Source organism: Agrobacterium sp. Ap1 (assembly GCF_017313375.1).
Lineage (GTDB): Bacteria > Pseudomonadota > Alphaproteobacteria > Rhizobiales > Rhizobiaceae > Neorhizobium > Neorhizobium cellulosilyticum.
The window spans coordinates 102,266-125,051 of the sequence record NZ_JAFLMY010000015.1 but is presented as its reverse complement, the minus strand read 5'-3'; the positions used below and the strand labels follow the sequence as shown (position 1 = coordinate 125,051).

Below are 22,786 nucleotides of genomic sequence, written 5' to 3'. Positions count from 1 at the left end.
TATAAGGTTTCGGACAGCAAGCGTCTCCCTGTCCGTTTCGATAACTGCAACCGTCGAGACCGGACAAGATTATTGCCGCACGAATTTCAAGCTGACATCGATGCCATTGCCGATATTCCCGCGGTATCTTCGATCTTTGACGTCATCCGCCAGACCACTGGCATGGGATTTGCTGCAGTCGCTCGTGTCACCGAGGGACGGTGGATTGCCTGCGAGGTTCTCGACAACATCGATTTCGGCCTAAAGCCAGGTGGCGAACTCCAGGTCGAAACCACCATCTGCCACGAGATCCGCCAAAATCAAGAGGCGGTCGCAATCGACCATGTCGACAAAAGCGATATCTGGATTGGGCACCATACGCCGCTGCAATACGGCTTCCAGAGTTATATCTCAGTTCCGATTACCTTGAGTGACGGCACATTCTTCGGGACGTTGTGCGCGATCGATCCACGCCCGGCGCAGGTGAACAATTCCAAGATCCTGACGATGTTCAAGCTGTTTGCAGAACTGATTGCAAATCATCTGGATGCACGCAATCGGCTCGTCGCCTCTGAAGAGCGGCTCCAGGAAGAGATTGAGGTCGCGGAAATCCGCGAACAGTTCATCGCCGTGCTCGGGCATGACCTGCGCAACCCTCTTGCCTCGATCGGAGCTGGCGCACGGCCTCTGACCAAGTCTACTCTGGACGATCGCGCCAGAACAGTGGTCGCGATGATGCTGAAGAGCGTTGATCGCATGGGGAACTTGGTCGACAACGTCATGGACTTTGCCCGCGGCCACCTCGGCGGCGGCATCTCCCTTCAGCTGTCGAATGAGCCACTCCAGCCGGCCCTTGATCAGGTTGTGGGAGAACTACGGAGCGTCTGGACGGAACGAGAGATCGTTACCCATTTTGCGCTGGAGCGACAGGTGTCGGTTGACCACAAACGGATTGCACAGCTCTTCTCTAACCTGCTTGGTAATGCTCTGACCCACGGGGCTGCCGATCTGCCCGTGCTCGTCATGGCGGCCACATCGGACACCGGGCTGGAGCTTTCGGTATCCAATGGCGGCAAACCAATACCGGACAGCGCGCTGGAGAAGCTGTTCCAGCCGTTCAGCCGGCATCACGGTCAGGAACGTACTGAAGGTCTGGGCCTTGGACTTTACATCGCCTCCAGGATCGCCGAAGCGCATGGCGGCCGGATCGATATTGTCTCCACCTCGCACGAGACGCGGTTCACTCTGCGCATTCCGATGGCGCTCCTACCCGAATGACGATGCCTTCCGACGAGCTGCCGGCACTAAGTCAAAACCGCGCTTGACATCTCGGTTGCAGCCTTGAGCGGCTGACGGTCGAGAGCGAGATGAACGCCTCCCCGTCAGTTCTGAGAAATCATCTCTCGCACGCGGGCGGCTAGGAGTTCCACCGGGAACGGCTTGCTCATGACGGACATTCCTTGATCGAGGTGACCATCGCGGACAGTCGAACTCTCCGCGTATCCGGTTATGAAGAGTACTTTGAGATCCGGCCGTGACTGGCGTGCAGCGTCCGCCATCTGCCGGCCATTCATACCTCCCGGAAGGCCAACGTCACTGACGAGGAGGTCGATCCTGACGTCCGATTGCAGGATCTTCATGCCAGCAACGCTATCACCAGCTTCAATGACCGTGTAGTCGAGCTCATGCAGTATATCCGAGATCAGCATTCGCACTGTCGGCTCGTCATCGACCACCAGAACGGTTTCGCCCTGCTCAGAGCGCGTAAGCACTCGCTGCTCGGCCTGTTCGTCGTTCACATCACCATCCATCACATGTCGTGGAAGATATATGCAGACGGTCGTGCCCTTTCCTTCTTCCGACGAGATCGTCACCTGTCCGCCGGACTGCTTTGCGAAGCCATATATCATCGATAGGCCGAGCCCAGTTCCTTCGCCGAGCGGCTTGGTCGTGAAGAACGGCTCGAAAACCTTCTCGCGGATGTCTTCGGGGATACCCGTACCGCTATCGCTCACGCAGATCAGGAGATATTCACCCTTAGGCAAGTCATGCGCCGAAGCCGCAGCCTGATCCAGCACGATGTTATCCTTGTTGATGGTAATTCGTCCACCATTCGGCATGGCGTCACGGGCGTTGATGCACAAGTTGAGAAGCGCGTTTTCCAGCTGAGATGGGTCCACCAGCGCCGGCCAAAGGCCGGTCGTCCCGATCACATCGAGCTCGATCGACGGACCAACAGTGCGACGGATCAAATCCTCCAGTTCGTTGATCAGCCGATTGACACTGGTCGGCTTCGGATCGAGCGTCTGGCGGCGCGAGAAGGCCAGCAGTCGGTGCGTCAATGCGGCGGCCCTCTGAACGGCACCCTGGGCTGCCGAGAGATATCTTTCGACATCTGCCGTGCGACCTTGGTTAAGGCGGCGTGTCACGAGTTGTAGGCTTCCGGATATCCCTGCGAGCAGGTTGTTGAAGTCGTGAGCAAGGCCGCCGGTCAACTGGCCCACGGCCTCCATTTTTTGCGCTTGGCGCAACGCCTCCTCCGCCTTGAGGAGTTCTGCTGTACGCTCGGCAACCCGATGCTCCAGGTCGTCGTTCAAAACCTGCAGCATGGCGATCGCCCGGTCGCGCTCCGCCTCGACGGCACGGCGATCGTCAACATCTATGAGCACACCGGGAAAACGAAACGGCTTCCCATCGGCATCGCAATCGACACGACCGTTTGCTTCGATCCAGTAGTAATTGCCGTCTTGACGCCGAACGCGATATTGGTAGGCATAATGCCCTCGCCGTTCGATTGCATCATTGATGGCCGCGACGAGCCCATCGCGATCTTCCGGGTGGACTGTGGAAATGATCTGGTCCAGGGGAACCCCGCTGCGACCCAATGCCGGATCGAGACCAAAACTATCCGCGAAGGCCGCATCGATGGTGAACTGGTCCGTCGGAATATCCCAGACCCAGGTGCCGATGATCGCCCCGGCGCTCAACGCCAGTTGGACACGCTCGGCGTTAACGCGGTCGCGTGACTGCGCAGCGAGTAACTCTGTCGTCTCGTAGGCGACATCCAGAAATCCCTGGATGGTGTCTCCGTCGCGCAGGGGGCTGTAGGAAAATGTCCAGTAGGTATCTTCCGGATAACCCTTGCGGGTCATCACGAGGTGAAGGTTTTCCAGATAAACGGTTTCGCCGGCCATCGCCCGCGCAATCAACGGCTCGATTTCCTGCCACACTTCGGGCCAAACCTGGTCGATAGGTTGCCCCAGTGCCCAGGGATGCCGATCTCCGAGGAAGGGCGCATAGGCTTCGTTATAGAGGAAGGTTTTTTCCGATCCCCAGGTCGCGCACATGCCAAAGCTGGTAGAAGACATGATGTCGTAGGTCGTGCGCAACGCTGACGACCATGTTTCTTTTGGACCTAATCGCGTACTCGCCCAGTCGAAGCCTTCCCAGTAGTTCAAAACGCTGCTCCTGTCTGACGCGCCACATGGTCCAATGCCATAGCTCAACTTAAATGGTGTAGTGGGAAAGCTTTGAAAGTATTTAAGCCGTTGAATGCGAAATCCGAGACCAAGGCGCTTCCATGTCCAGCCATCGGGCTATTCGTTTTTTGCAGCATAAGCTCGCGTCTAACCTGGAACACCGCGTCCTGTCGAAGTGTTTACTCCCCGTCACGCAAGAGGAGATACCGATGGCATTTGTCGAGGGGAAAGATGGAACGCAACTGCATGTAAAAGACATGGGAAATGGCCGCCCAGTGGTTCTCATCCACGGTTGGCCGCTGACCGGCGACATGTTCGAATATCAGACCCTCGCGCTTCTCGAAGCCGGATACAGGGTCGTGACCTATGACCGTCGCGGATTTGGTCAGTCCGGTCATCCTGCAACCGGTTATGATTACGATACGTTTGCCGATGACCTGGCAAGCGTTCTTGAGGAACTCAACCTACAGGACGTTGCACTTGTCGGCTTTCCGATGGGCGGTGGTGAAATCGCGCGCTACCTGAGCCGCCACGGGGCGTCTCGTGTGTCCAAAGCGATCCTGGTTGCATCGGTTGCGGGCTATCTGCTGAAGGACCAAAGTAATCCCGATGGCGTGGACGTAAGCGTATTCGAGGATATGAAATCCCAGATCCGCAAGGACCGGTTTGCCTTCCTTCAGGATTTCGCAAAGACGTTCTATGGTGTTGGATGGGTCACAAGCCCGGTCAGCGACGGCATTCTCGACTGGTCTTTTACACTCGGCATCATGGCCAGTCCAAAAGCGACGATCGATTGCGTGGATGCGTTCGGAAATACTGACTTCCGGGGCGATTTCTCGGCGTTCACCATCCCGACCCTCATCATCCACGGAACGGCGGACAAGACCGTGCCGATCGATCCATCCAGCCGGACCGCGGCCGCTGCGATCCCAGGCGCAAAACTCATTGAATATGAAGGTGAGCCGCACGGTCTGTTTGCCACCGCACCCGCCCGGCTGAACAAGGATCTGCTCGATTTCTTGGCATAGCCAAGGCGAGGACTGTTATTTAGCTAGTTGATAGGCTTGCTCCGTACGCGACGAGCAAGCCTTTCGGCACGAGAGGGCATTCGATGGGCTTGATGTCTCCAACATCCTCCGAACCTGGGCGATCCGCTGACTGTCATAGGGGATGACGATGGACGCCCGAAGTGCCGCTGCTAACCGTCGGCAATCAAGAGCTATCGTCGGCGAGCTCAAGGATGTCACTGCCCTTTGGCTATCCGCCTCGACGACTGAATACCATCAGGCAGATCGAGCCGAGAATTCCGGCGACGACGGAACCCATGAGGATGCCGATTTTGACATTATCCTGAACGACGGGATCATTGAACGCGAGCAGGCCGATGAACAGGCTCATCGTGAAGCCGATCCCGCACAGGAGTGCGGTTCCCATCATCTGACCCCAGCTTGCTTTAGCCGGCAGGTCGGCCAGTCCCAGCTTGACGAGAAGCGCGACCGTCCCGAGAATGCCGACCAGTTTGCCGAACAGCAAACCGGCCGCTACGCCCATGGTCAAAGGCTCAGCGAAAACATCTGCCGTCACTCCAGCAAACGAGACACCAGCATTGGCAAAACCGAAGACGGGCACGACGATGAAAGCCACCGGCTTGTGGAGACTATGCTCGAGTTTGTGGAGCGGGGATTCGGCATGAGTGGCTTCCGGCGTGCCAGGCGTCAGCTTCAGCGGGATCGTCAGGGCCAGCATCACGCCAGCCAGCGTCGCGTGAACACCTGACGCAAAAACCAGGACCCACAGCGCTGCCCCGAGAACCAGATAGGGCCAAAGCGCCGTCACTTTCATGCGATTGAAGATGATCAGGTTGCCGAGCACGATTGCAGCGCCGGCAAGCGCCATCAGGTTGAGATCTTCGGTGTAAAACATGGCAATGACGATAACGGCGCCCAGATCGTCGATGATTGCCAGTGCCGCGAGGAAGATCTTGAGCGATGCAGGTACGCGCGATCCGAACAGCGAGATCACACCCAGCGCGAAGGCGATATCGGTGGCGGTCGGGATTGCCCATCCTCGCAGCGCCGAGGGATCCTGCCGGTTGAAGAAGACGAAGAACAATGCCGGAAACAGCATGCCGCCCGCAGCGGCCGCACCGGGTAGGATGCGTCGGCTCCACGAGGAAAGCTGGCCGTCCAGCATCTCGCGCTTGATCTCGAGCCCAACGAGCAGGAAGAAGACGGCCATCAGCGCGTCATTGATCCAGTGCTGCAGGCTGAGCGGGCCGATATAAACGTGCAGTGCGTGGAAATAATCCTCAGCGACCGGCGAGTTCGCCGTAATGATCGCCAGGACGGCGACGATCATGAGGACAACACCGCCAGATGCCTCCTTGTCGAGAAAGTGGCGGAGAGTTGATTGAATGCGGCCCTTTGAAGCTGTCGAAGACATGGGTTCGCGCTCCCTTGGTTGGAAGGTTGATCGAAGTCTCCGTGGATTTCCGGGGAACCCGCAGCACCGCAGCACGCGCTGTCGAGTTATCTTAACCCAATGCGCCGTACTTTGCCACTGCCGCTGACGACGTTTCGACCGGACGAGGACAGCGATCACGACGAACGAGCGTGAAACGGTAGCGTCGATGATGCCTCAGTTTGGCAATTCATTATAGCGTGGAAGATTCGGTCCATCCGGTTGGCTGTTCAAACAGCTTGGCGGCAAGGCTGCGGATGGCCAGCTTGCTCGCGATGTTGAGGGCGCTATGCATCAGGTTGATGCCAGCCGATTGTGAGGATTCATGATGCTGGGAGCAATCTTCGGCACACCCTGACCCTCCGACCAACGCCCGCATCGCATCTCATAGGCCACTAACGCCTCCCCGATATCGCCTCCAGCATGTCGAGAGGGGCAACCATCGCTGGCTGCTTGATTGGCGAGGAGCGCACATGGTTGCGCTGTAGCATCGGGCCCTTCTAAACAGCAGCATGATTGGACCGACGAGAGAGAGCGAAAGCCCGTGATGCCGCAAAGCCCTATCCACCAAACGGTTGAATACGCGGGCAGCGTGGTTGGCAAGGAAGCCCGGAGTGACTGCCGCCGCTGGATGCATATCTTCGTCCTGTTCTCGGGTGCGTCTTTTCCAGGCGAACTACGCTCAAATTGGCATGCCTTCCAAGGCATAGGACGCCCTGCAGGACAATTTTCGAGCCTGACTGGAACGCATTGAGAGAAAGACTAGTTTGTACGATATCGGACGGTCGGTTCGAGGGCTTGAAGCAGAGCCGCTGTCCTCGTTTGGAGATCTGGCGTCGTGCAATCATTCCCTGTCACCATATTGGTTGTCGAAGACGAAGCCCTCATACGCTTGGCTATAGAGGACGAACTCGAGGATCAGGGTTTTGTCGTTTTCTCTGCCGGCAATGCGGACGAGGCCATCAAAATGATCGAGCACCATCCGGAAATCGCGGTCGTTTTCACCGACATCGATATGCCGGGAACTATGGACGGTATGAAGCTTGCGGCTTTTGTGCGAGATCGCTGGCCGCCGATCAAGATCATTGTCACTTCAGGTCGAGTAAATCCGTTGGGGAATTTGGCCGAAGACATACCTTTTCTCGCAAAGCCGTACGACCACGCGAAAGTAGTGGGCACGATCCGCAGCCTGATGTCGCTTTGAGCGATACCGGAGAATGCAATGGATTCTTGCTGAAGATAGCATAGCATCGAGCCGAAGAGCGTCCAGGATGCCAGCGCCCATGCCGCCAAGATCGTCCGCTCGTCATCAACCGCCAATGCCCGCGCCCGCAATACATCTGCTGAACGCTCTAGTCGAAGGCCCGGAAGCAGCGCCATCGCCCCATCGCCGTCGCGTTGCTGGCGATCTCGCGCAACATGTCAGGATCATCGTAGCGTCACCGGATGTGTGGACCTCTGTCCTGGCGACGGTGAGACGCGACGATGGAATCGGTATCTGGGGCCAGCAGATCATGCTTGTCGGCAAAGGCGACTGCGCAGCAGATGAGCGCCGAGCATGAGAAGACGACCGACGAACTCAAGAGCCCGGTCTGTTATTATGAGCAGATTAGGAAGCAAGGTTGCCGTAGTTATCGGCGGCGTGGGTGGGATCGGCGGAGCCATTTCTGAAAGGTTTGTAGCCGAGGGCGCAAAGGTCTACGCGACCAGCCGCAGGGGAGCTGGGGACGAGTCACAGGTCCAAACCGTAAACCTCCAGACGATCCGGGCAGATGCCAGTGATCGAGCCGATCTTCAGCGCGTATTCGAGCAGATCCGAGCAGAGCAAGGCCGCGTCGACGTACTCGTCGTGAATGCGGGAATATCCGAATACGCACCGCTTGAAGACATTTCCGAGGATCATTTCGATCGGACATTCGGCTTGAATGTGAAATCCCTCGTGTTCGCGGCGCAGGGTGCGATCGACATGATGCAGACGGGCGGAACGATTGTGTTGATCGGCTCGATTGCGGGAGACATCGGCACCAAAGGCTATGGCGTGTAAGGTGCGACCAAAGCTGCAGTCCGTTCGTTTACACGAACCTGGGCGAACGAACTTGCTCCCAAAGGCATCCGCGTTAACGTCGTTAGCCCTGGTCCCACCGATACGGCCATGATGGCCGCAGCCTCTCAAGAAGTTCGCGACGCACTGTCGAATATGATCCCTCTCGGGCGCATGGGTCGACCCGAAGAAGTCGCGGCCGCAGCTCTCTTTCTTGCAAGCGAAGAGAGCAGTTTTCCGACTGGTTCAGAGATCGCTGTCGACGGTGGTATGGCACAGATCTGATGCCGGACTTCGCCATCGCCGTCGAGAATTGATTTTGGCGTGCCGCAGGTCAAAAGGCGTGCGCTCATCGAACAGCCCTATGGTCCTCGGTCGCCTACATTTCGTTTCGGGCATCTATGTTGGTCCATGAAGCAGTTAATCGGGGCGAGAGAGCCGCCCCGACACAAATCACTTTGCCACTTAGGTCGATTTCGCAAATTCTACGAGATCTCTGCTGAAGCGAGGGACTTCCTCCAGAAAAGGCGCGTGGCCTGAATTAGGATAGACCTTTGACTGCACGTTGGGATTAAGCTCCTTCGCGCGTGCGATGCGGGCGCCAGTCATGACCAGATTGTCTTTGCCACCGTAAAGCAGCAACACGGGCACCCGAGCTTTCGGAGGGCCATCTACTACATTAACCGTCATTGACGGTACCGTTTTTGTCATCACCCAAGACGCCATTGCGGCATTCGACAGAAGTCGCTCGAAGGTCGCCGCATCGGGTTGCGTCTGAAAGCACAGAGCAAGGAAGGTGCGTACCGCATCAAGGTGCGTTTTCAGATCATCGGATGCCATTCCGGCATAACGGTCGCCCTTGAGACGATGCGGTCAGGATGCGTGCGGAACCTTTTCTGCGTTGATGCATTAAGCGCCTGCAAGCCGGGGCCTATCCATGAAACGTGTGAATGACGAAACAACCGTATTTTACGACGGTGTAGCCAAAAGCGTAGTGATCGTTCAGGGTCACATGATTGACTACGTTATCGGGCCACTCGAGACCCAAGCCGACGCATTTGAAGCTGCAGGCGAGAGATGTCGTAGACTTGGCTGGATCTCTCCGATCGAAGGGGTGACAATGAGATTGCAGCGAAGGTGGCTTGAGCCGTTACAAAGCTATGGCGCAGCTATCAGTGTCGTTCTCGGCGGCCTCATGTTCGTTTGGCTCGTGCAGTAGACAAATAGAATGCTGCTGCTCTTATCGATCACCCAGCGCCTCCTTATCCGACCGATGTCGCTTAATCGGGACCCGATGGTCTATTCACCAGATGTTCTAACGGTTCAGCAAGCGAGGGCGTGCTGCGGCCACTATAAAGCAAGCTGCGTCAGTGAAATTACGCATGCAGCTATTCTCCTTAGCATCTTGAAGTTCTCACGGTGCCTCCCAGATCAGCGAAACGCCCCAAAGACCTCAATTCAAAGCGTCCGGACAAGTTTTTATGGATCAAGAGAATGATTTTCGCGACGCTCAGGATGCAGGCGATCGCCTGATTGCAGCACATGCTTCAGAAGACCCGTTCGCAGCGGCATTCAAGGCGACGAGAATGCCGATGATTATCACCGACCCCAGACAATATGATAATCCGATCATTTTCTCCAACGACGCATTCACAAAACTCACCGGCTACTCACGTGACGAGCTCATTGGCCGCAACTGCCGCCTTCTTCAAGGCGCCGAAACTGACCCTGAAGCGATTGCGAAGTTGAGGACAGCGATCTCGGAAGAGCGGGATCTCTCGATCGACATCCTTAATTACAGGCGTGACGGGTCGACCTTCTGGAATGCGTTGTTTGTGAGCCCGGTCCGGGACGAAACCGGCGAAGTTATATACTTTTTTGCATCACAGCTTGATTTCACCAATATCAAGAGCAAGGAAGCGGAGCTCGCTGCAGCCAGGCATATGGCCGAGCAGGAGGTCGCGCGCCGTACTGTCGATCTGACCGCGGCGCTGACCACCAAAACTGCGCTCGTCCACGAAGTTGACCATCGGGTGAAGAACAATCTTCTGACCATTGCATCCATCGTCAAGCTGCAAGCCAGGATGACAGAAAGCGATGTTGTAGAGCGGACATTGATGTCCGTTCTAAACCGAGTTGAGGCACTAAGTACCGTCCAGCGAAAGCTCTTGAATGATGAGGATGTGGGGCACTTCGATGTGGCTGATTTCGCAAACGATCTCGCAACCGATGTCATTGGCGCCCTGAAACGCACCGATATCGTGCTGACGACAGATCTGCGCGAGGTAGTTGTGCCCGCAACGAAGGCCTCTCCATTGGCTTTGATCATCAATGAACTTGTCGGCGACGCGGTTCGCCGGGGGCTGCGCGATGGTGGAGGCGAGATCCATCTTGAAGTCAGGCGTCTGAACGGTCACTTCCTCATTCGGGTTGTAGATACGGTAACCCCGGTGGATGTTGACCGCGAGGAAGCAGCATTTAGCCAAAAGATGCTTGAAGCATGCTTGCAGCAGCTGCGCGCAAAGCTCGAACGCCGCGTGGAAGGCCGCCTTACTGAAGTCTCCGTCACGCTACTGGTAAAAGACTGAAAGGTTTCTTTGTGAAAATTCTGATCGTTGAGGACGAAGTGCTGCTCGCCATGGAACTAGAGAGCGAAATCGAGGCTGCGGGCCATGACATCGTCGGGCTGGCGGCGGACAGCCGGGAGGCCAAGGACCTCATTGACTCGGTCCGTCCAGACTTTGCCTTCGTCGATATTCAACTCATTGACGGGCCAACCGGAATTGAGGTCGGACGGCATCTATCCGCAAAGTCCATCCCTTATGTCTTCGTCTCAGGCAACCTTAAACGGATCCCGGAAGATTTTGCCGGAGCGGTCGGGGCGATCGAGAAGCCGTATACGATGAATGGTCTTCAGAACGCGCTTTCATTCATCGAAAGCTTCGTCGCTGGGAAGCCGGATGAAAAAACACCCCCTCCAAGTCTGGTAATGTCTCCCGAAGTCCTCGCAAAAATAGCAGCCTGAACGGGCCTTCACAAAAAAGCAAAGGCTCAGATCGTTGGGCAACTCGTCAGACAGAATAAGAGCCGTCCGCAACTCCGGTCTACTCGACGCAAAGAACAAAACCGAATTTGATGACATAATCGAAGTTGTAAAGGCGGGGTTGAACTGTCCAGTTGCGCTGGTATCGATCCTCGATGAACACCGCCAGGTGTTTCTCGCTCATCTCGGCCTGCCTGAAAAATGGGCCGAAGCCGCAGAAACGCCGCTCACGCATTCGTTCTGCCAGCATGTTGTACGCGACAAGCAGCCACTGATTATCGGTGACGCAACTTTACATGACCTCGTCCGCGATAACCTCGCGATAACCGATCTGGGCGTTATCTCCTATATGGGCGTCCCGGTTACCCTTCCCGATGGCATGGTGATCGGCGCCCTTGCCGCGATCGATGGTGAGCCGCGCGTCTGGACTGACGCCGAGCTTGAAACGCTCAGCAGGATCGGAAAAATCGTTTCCAATCAGATCGCCACGTTTCTGGCAGAGCGACGGTGGAGTTCGCTGTTCGAGCAGCTTGAAGAAGGCATTGTCATCGGCGCTGTGGTGCGTGATGAACGAAAGCGGATTGTCGATTGGCAATGCGAAACCGTCAACCCAGCAGGGGCGAGGCTGTTTCAGGTTGTGGGTGAGGAAACAGAAGGCCGAAACATTCGAGACATCCTTCCCAAGTTGGATGAGGAGTGGACTGTTGACGTTGAGGAAGTTGTCGAGTCCGGTCGACCCAAACGCTTTACTCGCAGGATTGAGGAAATCGCTCGCTGGTTCGACGGATACATCCAGTCAACTGGAGAAGACCGCTTCGTCATCACATTCGTAGACGTCACCGACCGGATGGAAGCCGTCGAAGCGTTGCGCGATAGCGAAACGACTTTACGCCTTATTGTGCAGGGCGCGAAGGATTACACAATCCTGACGCTTGACGAGGATCAACGTATCACAAACTGGTTTGGCGGGGCCGAGGAAACCTTCGGGTGGAGCAAGAGCGATATGCTTGGCCGCTCGTTCTCTGAAATCTTTACGCCAGAAGATCAGGCAGCCGGCGCGCCAGAGGCGGAAATCACGAGAGCGTCAATAGATGGCGTCGCACCGGATCGCCGGTGGCATATCACCGCGGATGGCTCGCGCGTATTTTTGGATGGAACTGTGAGACCGCTTCCGCGCCACCCAGAAAGCAAGTTAGGCGGCTACATCAAGGTCGCGCGAGACGCGACGGCACAAAAGCGGTCCGAGGATCGGCAGCTCGCTCTATTGGAACTCGGCGGCAAAATCCGAGAGCTAGACAGCGTTCACGAGGTAGCGTTTGCGGCTGCGGAAATCCTGGCCCATAGCCTGTATGGGTCTACGCGCGCGGGCTATGGGGTCGTCGACCCGATCGCAGAGACGGTACAGATGCTGCCTGACTGGTGTGCAGACGGAACGGATACCATCGCGGGTCTCCATCACTTCCGCCACTACGGTTCATATATCGAAGACCTGAAACGGGGTGCGATGCTTATCATCCCAGATGTCTCGACAGATCCACGAACGTCAGCGTCATCGGACCTGCTTCACTCGATCGGCATTTCCGTTCTGGTAAACGTCCCGATCATGGAGCATGGGGCCATCGTCGGTGTCATGTTCGTGCACTACGATAAGCCACACGATTTTACCACCGAAGAGCGCGATTTCGTACGCACGATCGCCGACCGGACAAGAGAAGCTATAGCCCGTATACGGGCGGAAGAGCAGCAGCAAGTTCTCAATCACGAAATCAGCCATCGCCTGAAGAACACGATGGCGATGGTGCAAGCGATCGCCACCCAGACACTTCGTCCTGTGACGGATCGCGCTCCAGTCGAGGCGTTCACCAGTCGACTGCATGCTTTGTCGAAGGCCCATGAGGTCCTACTTGGGCACGATTGGTCGACGGCACGGATGGCGGCTGTCATCGATTCGGTTCTAAGCCAACTCGCTTTGTCTGATCGCTTCACGATCTCTGGCCCGGACATGGAGCTTGGACCCCGAACGGCCTTGTCGCTTGCTCTGATCATGCATGAGCTCGGCACCAACTCACTTAAATACGGCGCGTGGTCAAGCGAGAAGGGCAAGGTGTCGGTGTCTTGGTCTATCGGAAAGACTTCATCCGAGGACGCGCTCATCCTAAAATGGCAAGAAAGAGATGGACCAATCATCCGAGGCACGGTTGGCAAAGGGTTCGGATCGAAGTTGATCAAACTAGGTTTGACGGGAACCGGCGGGGTCGAAGTCGAGTACGACGCGAACGGTTTGACCGTGACAATGCAGGCTCTTGTTTCGCAGTTGAGGCAGTCATGACGTCGGGAATTATACGTCCCATCGCTCCGCCGGTAATCCTCATCGTCGAGGATGAGCCACTTTTGCGCTTGGCGGCCATTGATCTAGTTGAGGACGCCGGCTTTCAGGCGATCGCCGCAGCGGACGCAACGGAAGCCGTGACTATCCTGGAATCACGATACGATATCCGGCTTGTCCTGACAGATGTCGACATGCCTCGAGGCGTCGATGGAATGCGGCTGGCGGCCATCATCCGAGACAGATGGCCGCCCATCAAGGTGATCATCGTATCCGGACATATCGACGATCCCGGCGGACAAATCCCAGCGGAGACCGCATTTTACACCAAGCCCTATCGTGAACAGCAGATCGTTGAGAAGATCCGCGAAATGCTTGCTTGATGTTCCGGTAGTCTGATGTGTCACAGTAAGTGATATTGACTTGATATGGCAGAACACTCAGGCAGTAGTAGTCTCGCAGACGTAGGATAGAATGAGCACGATACGACGCCAGTTATTCGGTCTTAGCGATCGTGTTCGAGCCTCTCCCCTGAAAGCGTGGAGCTTGGCTATTTGCGCGTTCATTGTCTCTCTTTATGTCAGGTTCCTCTCAGACCACCTGCTCCCGCCAGGCTTCCCCTATCTGACTTTTTTCCCCGCAGTCATCCTCACCACGTTCATGGCTGGCCTATGGCCCGGGGCCGTATGTGCTTTGGCCTGCGGCTTTGCTGCATGGTATTGGTTTATTCCCCCATCAGGAAACTTCGAGCTGAATGCGTCCGTCCTGGTCGCACTTGCATTTTATGCCGGCGTCGTCATCGTCGATATCCTTCTCATACAGGTGATGCACAAGGCGCTCGACAGTCTCCAGGATGAGCGTCGAAAAAGCGATGCACTTCTTGTTGAGCAAAAGCGTCTGCTCGGCGAACAGAGAGATAGAGAGCGGCAGCAACGTATCTTACAGCGCGAACTCTCTCATCGCATGAAAAATACGCTCGCGATGGTCCAGGCTGTCGTTTCGCAAAGCCTGCGCAATGCGACTGACACGAAGCTTGCAGCAGAGCAGGCATCCGCACGTATCCAGGCATTGGCCCTGGCGCAGGACGCGCTGACTGCGACCGACTGGGAAGCGGGTGACGTGGAAACTGTCGTCCGTACGGCGATTGCCCCTCATAATGACGGTCACAATCGGTTTGACATTTCCGGCCCATCAGTGGCAATCGCCGCACAACCTGCGCTCGGATTGGCGCTCGCTATCCATGAACTCGCCACCAATGCCACGAAATACGGAGCGCTGTCGGTACCGGATGGCAAGATCATTGTCCGCTGGCAGACGCCGGGTGACAACCAATTCCAGTTCAGTTGGACCGAAGCCAATGGGCCAGTCATTATGGAGCCAAAGCGCTCGGGATTTGGATCACGGCTCACCGAGCGGATTGTGCCTACCTACTTCAAGGGAAAAGCTCAGGCTACTTACCACGCGGGAGGCTACGAATACCACCTTCGCGGCACCCTCGGCTCAGAAGACGAAACATGACCGGACCGAACATTTTGCACTGTTAAGCCCAGGAACGTTCGCTGTGCTGCATCGTTGAAGACGTCAACTGTTGGAAGATCGAGCTGTATCCACCGTCGTCGCATTTGGTTAGCCCTCTGCGAATTTGAGACGGGGTGACGCCGAAGTCCTTTCCGCCGACCGGCTCTTCGCCGTTCATCAGCATGCCGGTCTTGCGGCGGACGTCGCGATAAAATTACTCCATCGTCAACGCCTTGCGATTTTCGGCCCTGGCCGGGAACTCTTCATGAGACACGAGGCGTTCCAGCACGTTGCTCCATCACGGCGATGGTTGAGGATATCCACGGCGAGATCACGTTCGTGCAAAATTGCTTCCCTGAGACTGGCCACCGCTTGAGGATCTGTATCCGGCCCTTCACCGAATTGGCTCTTCACGCCGGCCTGGACACTGGCTTACATCTTGATCGCTGTCGCAGGGTGGCTATCCACAGTTCTCGAAGGCTTCAATTCGACGGCCCGGCTTTGGAGGTCGCAGAAGCTTTTGAACTGGACTTGGACGCCAACATTCGTCGGTTCCGATTGCATCGCTCAGCGCTCCAGCGCCGAGTGCTGCGGCTAACAGCAAGATCCACTTTTCCAGGACTGACCCTTACCACGCTTGTTCCGGCATCAATTCGGGAAAGCTTCATTCAGATCGGTGATCGCCTCGCAGGTCAGACGAGAAACCGGTCGGTCACCGACAAGGAAGAACAGCTTCACTGTTTCTTCAAGTTCCTCATAAGCATGAACCGCATCTTGCAGAGACTTACCCGAAACGATTGGCCCATGATTGGCAAGCAGCATTGCCTTGTGTCCACCGGCAAATTGACGAACCGCATCAGCAAGCTTTCCATCTCCGGGCCGATAATAGGGCACAAGCGGCAATCGGCCGATCCGCATCATTTGGTACGCGGTGAGCGGCGGAAGCACATCAGACGTGTCCTCATGGCAGAGGCATGACAGAGCAACTGCATGGGTGGAATGAAGGTGGACGATCGCGCTTGCTGCCGGCCGTTCCTGATAGACCGCCAGATGGAAGAAGGCCTCCTTCGACGGAGGGTCGCCGGCTACATGGGCACCCTCGGCCGAGACCTTCGATATCAGCGCGGGAGACAGAAAGCCCAGTGACGAATTTGTCGGCGTGACGAGGATCGTGCCGTCGTCCAGCTTTACCGAAAGGTTTCCGGCGCTTCCATGCGCAAGTCCGCGCCCGTAAAGAAGCGCGCCGAACCTCACGATATCTGCGCGTAGTTCATCCTCTGTCACCGCTTGCCCCCCGTTTCAGATTTTCCAATGCCTTGGCAAAGAAATCCGGCGCACCGAAATTGCCGGATTTGAGCGCTAGCGCAATCCTGCCTTTGCCGCCGATCAGGATCGGTACGCCCGGGTCGATTTCCGGCCCGATCGAAAGCGCTTCGAGATCGAGCGCCTGGGCGACCGCGCCGGATGTCTCGCCGCCTGCCACGACCAATCTGTTCACGCCACTTTCTACCAGCGAACGGGCTGCTTCGGCGAACAATCCGTCGAGCGTCGCGGCCACCTTTTCCCGGCCATAGCGCTTCTGCAGGCGCTCGACCTCCAATGGATCATCCGACGAAAAAATGAGAGGTGCATTGCCACGATGAACTGACGCGAACTCGATAATTCGGCCTATGTCCAACCTTCCCGCCATAGCAGCTTCGACATCGAGCGCCATGGTCGGATGGCCTGCGGCATGGATGGCGATCTGCCGGCGGGTCGCATCCGAGCAGCTGCCGGCCAGGATCACCTCGGGTCCGTCTACGCCGGAAAAGGCGCTGACCGCTCCCTTCGCCTTGCCGCTGCGCAGGAAGTTTGCCGGAAGGCCGATCGCGATGCCCGAACCGCCGGTCACAAGCCGCTGCCCTGCCGCCGCTCTGCCGAGCGTGACGAGGTCTTCGTCCAGCGAGGAATCGCAGATGACCATCGTCGTCCCGTCGGCGGCCGCGGCATCCAGCGCCGCCCTCACCGCTTCGCTTCCAGAGCGCACGGTCGCCGTGTTCACCAGCCCGACCGGATCGCGCGTCTGCTGTGCCAGCCAGCGCCGGATGTCGGAATCCGTCATCGGCGTCAGTGGATGGTGTCGCATGCTGGATTCGCTGAGCAGCCGATCCTGGACGAAGAGATGGCCCTGATGCACGGTGCGCCCGACCGTCGGGAAGGCAGGGCAGGCAATCACACCTTTCACACCGAGAGCAGCCGCGAGCGCCTCCGCTACAGGCCCGATATTGCCTTCCGGCGTAGAATCGAATGTCGAGCAATATTTGAAGACAAATTGCTCGCAGCCTTGGTTGCGCAGCCATTCGAGCGCCGCAAGCGATTGTTCGACCGCATCCTCTACCGATGAGGAGCGGGTCTTGAGCGAGATGACCCCCGCTTCGACCGATCGGTCGGCCTTCACCTTGGGAACGCCGAGATATTGCGTGACCGCAAGTCCACCCTGCCCCGGCAAGCCCTTTGCAAGCGTGTTGGCTACGTCTCCGGCCCCGGTAAAATCGTCGGCGATAACTCCGAGCAGCATTGTCTAGTGCTCCTGCCTGTCCATCAACTGTTTCATTCGTGTCACCGCGCTGCCCGGCGCGGTCAGCACGGCGCAATCCACCGCTTCTCTGACCGGACCGGCCGCCCGCGCCGTTGAAAAATGGGCGAGCATGATGGCATCGCAGTCGCCAAGGCCATGCGCTGCATGGGCAACCCGTGCATCATGGTCGGCCGCATCGCCCTGCCGGAGCTTCTCGATCGCGCCATGCGCTATGACGGTGCGAAGTCGCGCCGAGCTTCCCGTCTCTGCCGCAAACTCGCGAAACTCGTCTTCCATCGTTGCGACTGCGGGGGCAAATGTCGCCACCATGCCGATGTCCGAGCCGGCCATGATCGCGGCGCGAAACATCGCCTCGTTGGGCATGAGGACCGGTATCCCTATCTCCGACGAAAGTCTGCGAATGGCCGGGCCGAAAGCGGAGCAGGTGATCAGGATACCATCTGCAGCGCCGGAAACGGCCTGCCGGCCGAGAGCGACGAAACGCTCGCTGAGGCCCGACGACAGTGGCCCAACCTCCCGCGCCCGGTCCAGTGACAGGCTCTCGTCGAGAATGTTGACGGCCTCGGCCTCCGGCCAGAGTTGCCGCATGGCATCGGTCACAGGCGCCATGGCAACCGGCGTGGCATAGAAGAGGAATATGCGCGGCTTGAACGTCATGGCGATCTCACTGCGCGGCCAGGAATGTACGGTCCTGCAGCCGGCGCATTTCCCAAAGCAACGAAGCCTGCGGCTCCTCCACCATGTCATAGGTGATGAGCGTACCCGCCGGGATATCCACCTTGGCGCAATTGCCGGTGAGAAGATGGGCGCAGGCGGGGTTTTCAAGCGCGACAGGTACCGCCGGGACGATGCGGGCCTTCAACATCGGGCTATGGTCATTGCCGAAGACTTCGCCCGCCTTGATGTCGCGCGCCGCGACCTTGACGAGATCGTAGCGGGGCCGATAATCATCCGATCCGGTATCGATGCCGAGCAGGCCCGCCATCAGCAGCGAGGTCGAGGTCTCGACGCCGCAAAGGTGGTAAGGGCGGTAGATGACCGCGGTCGTCTCGTCATAGTTCGGGATCTGGCCCTTGGTCACAAGGACATGGTTGGAATAAGCATTGTCGCACCGGACGACGAGAAAGACGCCGCCGCCGAGCCCTGATTCATCCGGGCGCCTGAGGCAGGTGGCGAGGTCGATCGTATCGACCTGTCCGAAAAGGCCGCCATTGGCGATTTCCGCATAGGCAACCGGAATTTCGGTGATGCGAAGGGCCGCATGGACGAGCGTATCGACGGCAGGCTTCATGCCGGTATAATTGGCCGCGACCGTGATCTCGCAGAGATCATAGGCGCCGGGCTGCGGCAGGCGCGCGAGAATGTCCTTACGCCTCGCGACATATTCGGCAGCCTGTCCCTCGGGGATCATTGCGAGCCATTTGCGATCCTCATCGGAGACGACAACCGTTTCGACATAGGGCTCATGGATCTTCTTGTCGGTCTTGATCGAGACCGTGCCGGCCGCCTCGTCATAGACGAATTCGCCATCGGTTGCCTTGCCACCGGAAATCACCGTCAGGCCGACCGATTTTGCCCATTCGTAGAACTGGATCAGCAGCCCGTGCTGATCTCCGTCGACGGGGGTGTAAATCACGCCCGCTTCCTTTGCCAGACGCTTCAGCATCGGGCCGACCGCGACGTCGCAATCCTTCGTTACCATCGCCACATGCTTGCCGGCCTCGATAGCCTGCATGGCATATCGCACGCTTGCCTCCGGCACGCCGCTGCACTCGCAGACGATATCGACGGCACCAATCGCGCCGATGAGTTCCGGCTTATCGGTAAAGATGGAATTGCCGCGCGCAAGCTCGCATTTTACCTGCTCTGCCGTTCCGGCATAGGCGACCTTGGCCATGTCGAAGCCCGCCTTCTCATAGGCACCGCGTGCGGCATCGATCGAAATGTCGGCAACAGCGACCACATTCAGCCGCGGCGTGACCGGAGCCTGGGTGACGATGGCAGTGCCGTAATTGCCGGCGCCGATAATGCCGACCTGAACTGCAGAAGCCTTGGCGAAGCTCGCGTAAAGATGGTGGTAAACCATTGTTTAAGATATCCTTTTCATGCGCGTCCGGTGACGCTCTGGAGGATGCTGGACCTGCGGCAAGGCCGCATTGGATAGCGACGCGCAGCGATTGCCTGCATCTGGAATGAACATGCGATGTGGTCAGGCAGACCGGGCGATCCGCGAGACAGGATCGCCCCTTGCCGCCTCAGCCGATTTTCTTGGCCTGCGGCTCGTCCATCTGGTGTTCCTTGCCCGCGCGGTTTTTGAACAGCCACGGTGAGACCAGCAGCACGACGGTGATCAGGATAATCACCAACGCGATCGGGCTCTGGAAGAAGACGGCGACATTTCCGTCCGAGGCGACCAGGGTGCGGCGAATGCCACGCTCCAAGATGGGGCCAAGGATCATGCCGAGAACCAACGGTACCGGCGGGTAATCCAACTTCATCATCAGGTAACCCAGCACGCCAAAGCCGATCACCAGAGCCACCTCGAACATCGCATTGTTGATGCCGAAAATGCCAAAGACGATGATGGCGATGACCGCCGGGAACAGATAGCTCGGCCGCACGAAGGCACAGGTGGCGAGCACCGGCGTCAGGACGATGGTGATCGCGACCAGCGCGAGATTGCCGATGTAGAAGCTGCCGAAAATGGTCCAGACGAATTCCGACTGTGTCTGGAACAGCATCGGGCCGGGCTGCAGGCCGATCATCAGCAGGCCGCCCATCAGCACCGCCGTTGTACCGGAGCCTGGAATGCCGAGCGCGAACATCGGGATCATGTTGCCATAGGCGGCGCTGTTATTGGCCGCTTCGGGTGCTGCAACACCTTCCATCGCGCCATTGCCGAAGCGTTCGGGATGTTTCGAGGTGCGCTTGGCGAAGGCGTAGGAAATCATCGTGGCGGCGGTCGCGCCGGCGCCGGGCAGGATACCGATGAAGAAGCCGATCAGCGAGCCGGAGCCCAGTTCACGCCAGCATTGCAGCGTGCCGCGCACATCCGGCAGAAGTTCACGGAAGCGGAACCGGTTCTTCTCTTGCGGCTTTCCGATCGAAGGCGGTGTCGCATACATTTCCGCAAGGCCGAACAGACCGACCGCGATAATGGAGAATTCGATGCCGTCGAACAGCCGTACCTCGCCGAAATCGAAGCGCGGCAGGCCGACCATAGGGTCGAGCCCGATCGTGCCGATGAAGAGGCCGGCAAACAGCGACATCATCGCCTTGTTGAGATCGCGGCCGCCGAGCACGCTGACAAGCGACAGCGAGAAGATCATCAGCGCGGTCATCTCGATCGGCCCGAAGGCGATCGCGGCCTGGGCGATGGTGGTGGCAAAAGCGGTGAGCAGGATGAGGCCGATTAGTCCGCCGATGAAGGAGGCGGCAATACTCAATCCGAGTGCCGCGCCGGCCTTGCCGTTTCGGGCCAGCTTGTGGCCATCGATGACGGTCATGGTGGCAGAGGCATCGCCTGGAATGCCGAGCAGGATTGCGGTGACCGCGCCGCCATACTGGGCGCCGTAATAGACGGCCCCGAGTGCCGCGATCGCCGCCGTCCCATCAAAGCTGACGGCGACCGGCAGGAGGATTGCAACACCGGCGGTCGGTCCGAGGCCCGGCAAGGCTCCGATGAAAAGGCCGATGATGGCGCCAACCATGATGGCGGCGAGAACCGAGGGTTGCGATGCTGCGACCAATCCCTCGGCAAGCAAGTGCCATGATTCTAGCATGATATCTTCTCTTCTTCAGGGATCAGAGCAGCGGGATGGCGAGAACCACGCCAAACACGAGATAGAGTATGAATGCCATCCCAACGGCGATGGCGCTGACGGCCGCAATCGAGCGGGCGTCGCGCGCCCCGAATATGCAGCCGATGACGATCATCAGCGGCACGGAGGCGACCAGCATGCCGATGAATTGGGAGAGCAGGACGAAACCGACCAGTGCCAGACTGACCAGCCCGACCCGGACCACTTCCATCCGCTCGACGCTGCCGAGAAGATCCGACTGTTTGGCGACCTTGAGAAAATTTAGCGCGGAAAAGAGTGCCAGTCCTGCCCCGATCCAGACGGGGAAGAAGCCGGCCGATGGCACGGAACCCTCCTGGTAGCCGTAACCGCTTCCCTGCCAGATCATGTAGAGGCCGAGCAGGCCGAAGATCGCAGAAAGACCAAGATCGAATGAACGTAAGGGTATCATCTACCGCGCCTCCCAAGCGTAGAGCATTTAAATTCGTGTGGAACTATCGGCCCCCAAGCTGATCGGGGGCCGCCAATCTCACTTGATCAGCCTCACTTGATCAGGCCGAGCTCGCGCATCAGCGTCTCGTAACGCTGCGAGGTGGCGACGATCTCCTCGCCGAACTGCTTGCTATCGAGGAAGAGCGGTATTTCGTTGAACCGGTCGACATACTGGCTGCGCCATTCCGGGCTTTCCGCCACGGTTTTCATCACGCCTTCCCAATAGGACACCGCTTCCGCCGGAACGTCCTTGGGCATGATTATGCCGCGAAGCTGGGTATGGACGATGTCATGCCCCAATTCTTCGAAGCTTGGAACCTGCGGAAGAGATCCCATCCGTTCCGCCGAGGTGACGGCAAGGGCCCGCATCTTGCCGGCATTGACCTGTTCTAGGATCTCGTTCGGATTGCCGAAGAGAAGATCGAGATGCTTGCCGAGAACCGCCGCCATCACCTCGCCCTCGCCGTCATAGGGCACGACCTTGATCGAGCTGCCGAGCTGCTTGTTGAGGAGATGCGACAGAAGTGCCGGGTCGGAGACTGCACCGGCCGAACCGATCGTTAGCCCCTTGGCGCTCTTGAGGTCATCAATCGACTTGATCTTGGAATCTGCAAGCACAGCCAGAATGTAAGGCGAGCGTGCGATCGCCGCGAGCGGGGTAAAGTCCTTGTAGCTCAGCGGCATCTTGCCGAGCAGCGGCGTGGTGAAGAAGCTGACGCCAACGCCGCCGAGATAATAGGGATTGCCCTTGCGGGAACTGATATAGGAATAGCCGACAGCTCCCGACCCGCCCGGCCGGTTCTCCACCAGCATCTTGACCGGAATGAGCTTCTTTTCGTCGATCACCTTGGCCATGGTGCGTGCGACGATATCGCTGCCGCCACCTACGCCGAAAGCGACAATGTAATTGATGGTGTCGCTCGGATAGGCATTGGCCCGAGCCGTGCCGATTGCAAGCGACTGAGCTGCGACAAAGGCCGCGCTGCATCCGAGCAGCGTACGCCGTTTCATGCCCCTAGGGGTTTCGTGGGTGTCCAAGATATTTCCTCCCGATTTGAAACTCGGTCCTC

At 57.9% G+C, this 22,786-nt stretch carries 18 protein-coding genes and 3 pseudogenes; 10 read left to right on the top strand and 11 right to left on the bottom strand.

Annotated features, from left to right (window positions below; all coding sequences use genetic code 11):
* Nucleotides 1-72: 72 nt before the first annotated feature.
* On the top strand, nucleotides 73-1,257 hold the full coding sequence (locus JZX87_RS23400) for a GAF domain-containing sensor histidine kinase (RefSeq protein ID WP_206828296.1): 1,185 nt from the start codon (nucleotides 73-75) through the stop codon (nucleotides 1,255-1,257).
* Between the two features lie 104 nt (nucleotides 1,258-1,361).
* Here the strand turns inward: JZX87_RS23400 and JZX87_RS23395 are convergent, their stop codons facing one another.
* Nucleotides 1,362-3,437 carry an ATP-binding protein gene (locus JZX87_RS23395; protein ID WP_286195015.1) on the bottom strand — a complete coding sequence of 692 codons (2,076 nt, stop codon included), beginning with the start codon at nucleotides 3,435-3,437 and terminating at the stop codon, nucleotides 1,362-1,364.
* Nucleotides 3,438-3,667: 230 nt separating this feature from the next.
* Between JZX87_RS23395 and JZX87_RS23390 the strand changes: the two genes are divergently transcribed.
* Nucleotides 3,668-4,486, top strand: coding sequence for an alpha/beta fold hydrolase (locus tag JZX87_RS23390; protein WP_206828322.1), 819 nt, complete (start codon nucleotides 3,668-3,670; stop codon nucleotides 4,484-4,486).
* Between the two features lie 229 nt (nucleotides 4,487-4,715).
* On the opposite strand, the gene nhaA is transcribed toward JZX87_RS23390, so the two are convergent.
* Nucleotides 4,716-5,900 carry a Na+/H+ antiporter NhaA gene (gene nhaA, locus JZX87_RS23385; RefSeq protein WP_206828294.1) on the bottom strand — a complete coding sequence of 395 codons (1,185 nt, stop codon included), beginning with the start codon at nucleotides 5,898-5,900 and terminating at the stop codon, nucleotides 4,716-4,718.
* An 856-nt stretch (nucleotides 5,901-6,756) separates the two neighbouring features.
* Between nhaA and JZX87_RS23380 the strand changes: the two genes are divergently transcribed.
* Nucleotides 6,757-7,122 (top strand): response regulator, encoded by a 366-nt coding sequence (locus JZX87_RS23380; protein WP_148147182.1) that lies wholly within the window; start codon nucleotides 6,757-6,759, stop codon nucleotides 7,120-7,122.
* Between the two features lie 396 nt (nucleotides 7,123-7,518).
* Nucleotides 7,519-8,244 (top strand): annotated as a pseudogene (locus tag JZX87_RS23375) (SDR family NAD(P)-dependent oxidoreductase).
* 180 nt (nucleotides 8,245-8,424) lie between these two features.
* On the opposite strand, the gene JZX87_RS23370 reads toward JZX87_RS23375, so the two are convergent.
* Nucleotides 8,425-8,799: an alpha/beta fold hydrolase gene (locus tag JZX87_RS23370; protein ID WP_206828292.1), complete on the bottom strand. Its 375-nt coding sequence runs from the start codon at nucleotides 8,797-8,799 to the stop codon at nucleotides 8,425-8,427.
* A 641-nt stretch (nucleotides 8,800-9,440) separates the two neighbouring features.
* Here JZX87_RS23370 and JZX87_RS23365 point away from each other — a divergent pair.
* The 5 genes from JZX87_RS23365 (at nucleotide 9,441) to JZX87_RS23345 (ending at nucleotide 14,846) form a co-directional block, all read left to right on the top strand.
* The gene (locus tag JZX87_RS23365) at nucleotides 9,441-10,547 is read left to right on the top strand and encodes a PAS domain-containing protein (RefSeq protein WP_206828291.1); all 1,107 of its coding nucleotides are present in this window, start codon (nucleotides 9,441-9,443) and stop codon (nucleotides 10,545-10,547) included.
* Nucleotides 10,548-10,558: 11 nt separating this feature from the next.
* Nucleotides 10,559-10,984 (top strand): response regulator, encoded by a 426-nt coding sequence (locus JZX87_RS23360; RefSeq protein WP_148147186.1) that lies wholly within the window; start codon nucleotides 10,559-10,561, stop codon nucleotides 10,982-10,984.
* A gap of 34 nt (nucleotides 10,985-11,018) precedes the next feature.
* Nucleotides 11,019-13,331, top strand: coding sequence for a GAF domain-containing protein (locus JZX87_RS23355; protein ID WP_206828288.1), 2,313 nt, complete (start codon nucleotides 11,019-11,021; stop codon nucleotides 13,329-13,331).
* Complete coding sequence (locus JZX87_RS23350; RefSeq protein ID WP_148147188.1) at nucleotides 13,328-13,711, top strand: response regulator; 384 nt, start codon at nucleotides 13,328-13,330, stop codon at nucleotides 13,709-13,711. Before JZX87_RS23355 ends, JZX87_RS23350 begins: the two co-directional genes overlap by 4 nt.
* 91 nt (nucleotides 13,712-13,802) lie before the next feature.
* Nucleotides 13,803-14,846, top strand: coding sequence for an HWE histidine kinase domain-containing protein (locus JZX87_RS23345; RefSeq protein WP_206828286.1), 1,044 nt, complete (start codon nucleotides 13,803-13,805; stop codon nucleotides 14,844-14,846).
* A 22-nt stretch (nucleotides 14,847-14,868) separates the two neighbouring features.
* On the opposite strand, the pseudogene JZX87_RS31870 reads toward JZX87_RS23345, so the two are convergent.
* A pseudogene (locus tag JZX87_RS31870) lies at nucleotides 14,869-15,054 on the bottom strand (hypothetical protein); the annotation flags it as partial.
* 201 nt (nucleotides 15,055-15,255) lie between these two features.
* Here JZX87_RS31870 and JZX87_RS31865 point away from each other — a divergent pair.
* Nucleotides 15,256-15,444: pseudogene (locus JZX87_RS31865) on the top strand (tryptophan-rich sensory protein); the annotation flags it as partial.
* Between the two features lie 50 nt (nucleotides 15,445-15,494).
* Here the strand turns inward: JZX87_RS31865 and otnC are convergent.
* From otnC to JZX87_RS23305, 7 genes are all read right to left on the bottom strand, one after another.
* The gene (otnC, locus tag JZX87_RS23335) at nucleotides 15,495-16,130 is read right to left on the bottom strand and encodes a 3-oxo-tetronate 4-phosphate decarboxylase (protein ID WP_148147190.1); all 636 of its coding nucleotides are present in this window, start codon (nucleotides 16,128-16,130) and stop codon (nucleotides 15,495-15,497) included.
* The gene (otnK, locus tag JZX87_RS23330) at nucleotides 16,117-17,403 is read right to left on the bottom strand and encodes a 3-oxo-tetronate kinase (protein ID WP_206828284.1); all 1,287 of its coding nucleotides are present in this window, start codon (nucleotides 17,401-17,403) and stop codon (nucleotides 16,117-16,119) included. The genes otnC and otnK overlap by 14 nt, the downstream gene beginning before the upstream one ends.
* Before the next feature lie 3 nt (nucleotides 17,404-17,406).
* Entirely contained in the window at nucleotides 17,407-18,081 is a 675-nt protein-coding gene (locus JZX87_RS23325) for an aspartate/glutamate racemase family protein (protein WP_183688240.1), read from the bottom strand.
* A 7-nt stretch (nucleotides 18,082-18,088) separates the two neighbouring features.
* Nucleotides 18,089-19,510, bottom strand: a complete 1,422-nt coding sequence (locus JZX87_RS23320) for an NAD(P)H-dependent oxidoreductase (protein ID WP_206828282.1) — start codon at nucleotides 19,508-19,510, stop codon at nucleotides 18,089-18,091.
* 169 nt (nucleotides 19,511-19,679) lie between these two features.
* Nucleotides 19,680-21,206, bottom strand: coding sequence for a tripartite tricarboxylate transporter permease (locus JZX87_RS23315; protein ID WP_206828280.1), 1,527 nt, complete (start codon nucleotides 21,204-21,206; stop codon nucleotides 19,680-19,682).
* A gap of 22 nt (nucleotides 21,207-21,228) precedes the next feature.
* The gene (locus tag JZX87_RS23310) at nucleotides 21,229-21,675 is read right to left on the bottom strand and encodes a tripartite tricarboxylate transporter TctB family protein (protein WP_206828277.1); all 447 of its coding nucleotides are present in this window, start codon (nucleotides 21,673-21,675) and stop codon (nucleotides 21,229-21,231) included.
* Between the two features lie 92 nt (nucleotides 21,676-21,767).
* Entirely contained in the window at nucleotides 21,768-22,727 is a 960-nt protein-coding gene (locus tag JZX87_RS23305; protein WP_148147196.1) for a Bug family tripartite tricarboxylate transporter substrate binding protein, read from the bottom strand.
* Nucleotides 22,728-22,786 lie beyond the last annotated feature (59 nt).